This window comes from Spirosoma jeollabukense, from assembly GCF_054777855.1.
Genome location: NZ_BAAHAD010000042.1, coordinates 1 through 3,512 on the forward strand (window position 1 = coordinate 1; position 3,512 = coordinate 3,512).

Here is a 3,512-nt window from a genome sequence, read left to right on the forward strand (position 1 = left end):
TGTTTCAGCGGCTACACGGTAAGAATGAGTTCGCCGGCACGGGCATTGGCTTGGCGGTAGTCCAGAAAGTAGTCACCAATCACGGGGGCGCCATTACGGCCCAGAGTCAACCGGGGGAAGGAGCCACCTTTACTCTCTACCTGCCCAGCTTGAATGGGACGTAGGGTTTGGGATGGTCCTGCGGTGGGGCGGCTAATGATCGAGATGTTCTCATCTCCCCATCCAATCGTATTCTCAATATAACGCTCCAAAAGGAGACCAAATACGTTTCCAGATTGATGCTTCTTGATGAGTCATTTTAAAAAACCTCTCTGACAAAAATTACAATACACTTCGCGGAAAATGGCTAACTGAATCCGTTAGCCTTTAGCTAACCATTGGCAGGGGCTATAGGCTCCGTTCTGGACTCAGCCTGCTCGAGCACAGCTTGATTCAAGCGAGTGAGAGGTGAGTACAGGTAGCTGCACAGACTATTCTTTTTTAGCGGCTAGCGTCGATCCGGCTTGGATGACAGCCTGATTGACGGTTCGCATTCGATCTGTGTCCATCTTTTCTACCTCCCGGTCATAGGTCAACACCCCGTTTACTTCGTGTTCCACATCCGTAGTTTGGGTGTAAATCGCGACGCTCAGCCCCCGGTAGCGCATCAATTGGTCAACCTGATCCAGCAGGAAAACGTAGCGGTCGGTCAGGGCAGTTTTCGTCGGCTCATACGCGTAAGCATTATTCTCGACGGGCCACATATGCCCCCGCACAAACAAACCCACACCCCCAAATTCGCCCAGCGAAGCCGCCCGCTTTTCGTCAGGCTCCGAGGCTTTGGTGGGCCCCACGTAGATGTGGGTATCCACAAAATCACCGTTCTTAGGATCGCCATAGGCTTTCTGATAAGACGGATTGTTATTAAAACCCGAGTTGCCATTGACCAGTCGGGACGGATCATACCGCTTGACCCAGTCCGTAATAGCCACCACATCGAAAGCGCCCCAGTTTTCATTGAAGGGCACCCAGGCAATGATGGACGGGGAATTGTAATGGTCGTCCAGGATGGCTTTGAGCTCGTGCCGAAACCGGGTCCGGGTGGCCAGGGTGTCTTCGTTGGGATACCAGATGGCGGGCATATCCTGCCAGACGAGCAACCCCAGCTTATCGGCCCAGTAATAAAACCGTTGGGGCTCGGTTTTCATGTGTTTACGAATGAGGTTATAGCCCGCTTTTTTGGTATACTCCATATCGAATTTGAGGGCCTCTTCGGTGGGGGCGGTCAAAATGCCATCGGGCCAGTAGCCCTGGTCGAGCAGGCCCAGCTGCATGACAAACGCTCCATTGAGCAAGGGTCGGACGATGCCATTGACCTTCCCCAGCTGAACGTCCCGCATGCCCACGTAGCTCATCACCTCATCTGATACACGCCCGTTGGCCGCCGTCAGGGTTACTTTAACATCATACAGAAAAGGGGTGTCCGGCGACCAGGGTCTGGGCTTGGCAATGGGCACATAGAAAGCGGTTCCAGCCGTTCCTTCGGCCCGGGCTACTTCTATTTTGCCCTCCAGCACGACGGCCGTAATCCGGGCTCTCCCACTAGCCTTGCCATTGACCTTCCCCAGCTGAACGTCCCGCATGCCCACGTAGACGTCCAGTTTTAACCGCTGGCCCGCCAGGTCGGGTAGCAGCCGTAGGGCTTGGATGTAGTCGGGGTTGACCGGTTCGAGCCAGACCGTTTGCCAGATACCGGAGGAGAAGGTGTAATCCCCCCGGGGGCCGTTTTTTCCCGAAGGCGTGCGTCCGTCATTGGCATCGTAAGCGGCCACCACCAGGCTGTTGGCCCCTTTTGCCAGCCAGGCGGTGATATCCAAGCAAAAGGCATCATACCCCCCCGCATGGCTGCCCGCTGGCTGACCATTGACAAAAACGGTAGCCTGGTGATCGACGGCCTCAAAGTGGAGCAAGATCTGTTTGCCCGCCCAGGCAGGGGGCAGGGTAAAGGTCCGCTGATACCACATGTTGATTTCCTGCTTTCGCTGAATGCCCGACAGGACCGATTCAGGACAATAGGGCACGCGTATTTTTTCGGTTGTCGCCGGGAAGGCGAGTACGCGGGTAGGGTTGTTGGCTGAAGTGACCGTTTTTCCCCCCTGGTAATTCCAGGTGCCGTTCAGGCAAAGCCAGTCGTTACGCTGCAACTGGGGTCGGGGGTATTCACCCAGGGGGATTGGGGCGGCCAGGGCAGCTTTCGTCCAACGAGTTGGCAACTCAGCGATCTGGGCCTGAGCACCTTGCATAGCGCAAACAAAGCGGATCAGCAGCGGGATAGTGACTGAGTAGTGGTATTTTAGCATAAGAAGTCTGGCACCATGGGATTGGGTTACCTTGTCAGCCAAAAGTAGGCAGACAACGCTAAAAACAGAAAAGGTATCGGGTGACTTGAGCGATACAGCCGCGTTAATATCTTTTCATGGCCCAGCGACGGCTGTGCCCCCCTGGCTAGCTGATGTTGGTTCTAACCAGTGTGACAGGTGGTTACTGCCTCTAATCCTACTTCTCAATTAACGCTGCTAAACTACTCCTCTAGGGGAAATTCGAGTATACTAAATTTTTTCGTTGAAAACGGGCAATAGTTGTGGTTATTTCTTTATTCGTAACGTCCATGATTCGCTGACCGTCACACCGAAAAAGATACATGGCAAGCCCCCCACTCCCCATCATCATTTCAACCATGAAAACCGGCTGATCTCTGAAGCTTTCTAGATAAATTTTACCAAGGTAATTTCCTTTGTAGGCCATCGTTACTTTGTCTTCATCGGCTTTGGTAATGATGTCTTTCAGCCAAGTCAGTTCTTTAGCCGGATCTTTAACTCCACAAGTTAATTCGGCTGACTCAGGATATGGGGTTGTCTGTTGCTTTTCGCATTGCAGAGCCAGACAGATCAGAGTGATTAAAATAACAAGCTTATTCATGGTTTAGGATGTTACTATTCTAGTAGACTCTGGCAGGCTGGTAAGGGTTGTGATTGCTGTTGTAAAATAGCCGCTAGGTTAACCGATTCGAGAAGTTTTTAGAATAAAACGCTATAGTAGATTCTCAAATAAGGCTCTTAAAAATAAGACGAAATGATCTTTTGGTTTTACTAATTCTGGCGTTAGAAGAGGTGACAGCTGAACTTTGACAAGATGTTCTATTACTGCTGTCAATTTCGTAGGCCAGTTGATCAACCGACCCATATAAGGCACATACCTACCTTTAAGATTAGTAGTTAGATGAGGTACAGAATGATTATGTTTTTATTTTTTGCTTTGCTTCAATCTTGTTCAATCGCAGCTGAATCTGATTGTAAAAACCAACTACTAGCAACCTTTAAACGAGTCGATAATAAACAGCGGCTTGTACTCTTCACAAGAGACTGTGGTGCTACTACTGTATGTCGTCAGCCAAAAGTGGACAGATGCGGGTAAAAAGAGAAGAGATAGTTTTACGAACTTTGTAGACGCTGAAAAATATGATTTTTCCGTCG

General features: G+C 50.7%; 3 protein-coding genes. 1 reads left to right on the forward strand and 2 read right to left on the reverse strand.

Annotated elements, in window-relative coordinates; all coding sequences use genetic code 11:
- The coding region (locus ACYVEA_RS34285; protein WP_461117887.1) for an ATP-binding protein at window positions 1–164 on the forward strand (164 nt) is incomplete at its 5' end.
- 306 nt (window positions 165–470) lie between these two features.
- Here the strand turns inward: ACYVEA_RS34285 and ACYVEA_RS34290 are convergent.
- Both ACYVEA_RS34290 and ACYVEA_RS34295 read right to left on the reverse strand, forming a co-directional pair.
- Window positions 471–2,282, reverse strand: a complete 1,812-nt coding sequence (locus tag ACYVEA_RS34290; protein WP_461117885.1) for a glycoside hydrolase family 2 protein — start codon at window positions 2,280–2,282, stop codon at window positions 471–473.
- A 286-nt stretch (window positions 2,283–2,568) separates the two neighbouring features.
- Window positions 2,569–2,958: a hypothetical protein gene (locus tag ACYVEA_RS34295; RefSeq protein WP_461117886.1), complete on the reverse strand. Its 390-nt coding sequence runs from the start codon at window positions 2,956–2,958 to the stop codon at window positions 2,569–2,571.
- Window positions 2,959–3,512: the final 554 nt, after the last annotated feature.

What these genes read in the sequence shown, in the direction of transcription:
- ACYVEA_RS34290 (WP_461117885.1), bottom strand. Translation starts at nt 2,282, where the DNA reads ATGCAAGGTGCTCAGGCCCAGATCGCTGAGTTGCCAACTCGTTGGACG.
- ACYVEA_RS34295 (WP_461117886.1), bottom strand. Translation starts at nt 2,958, where the DNA reads ATGAATAAGCTTGTTATTTTAATCACTCTGATCTGTCTGGCTCTGCAA.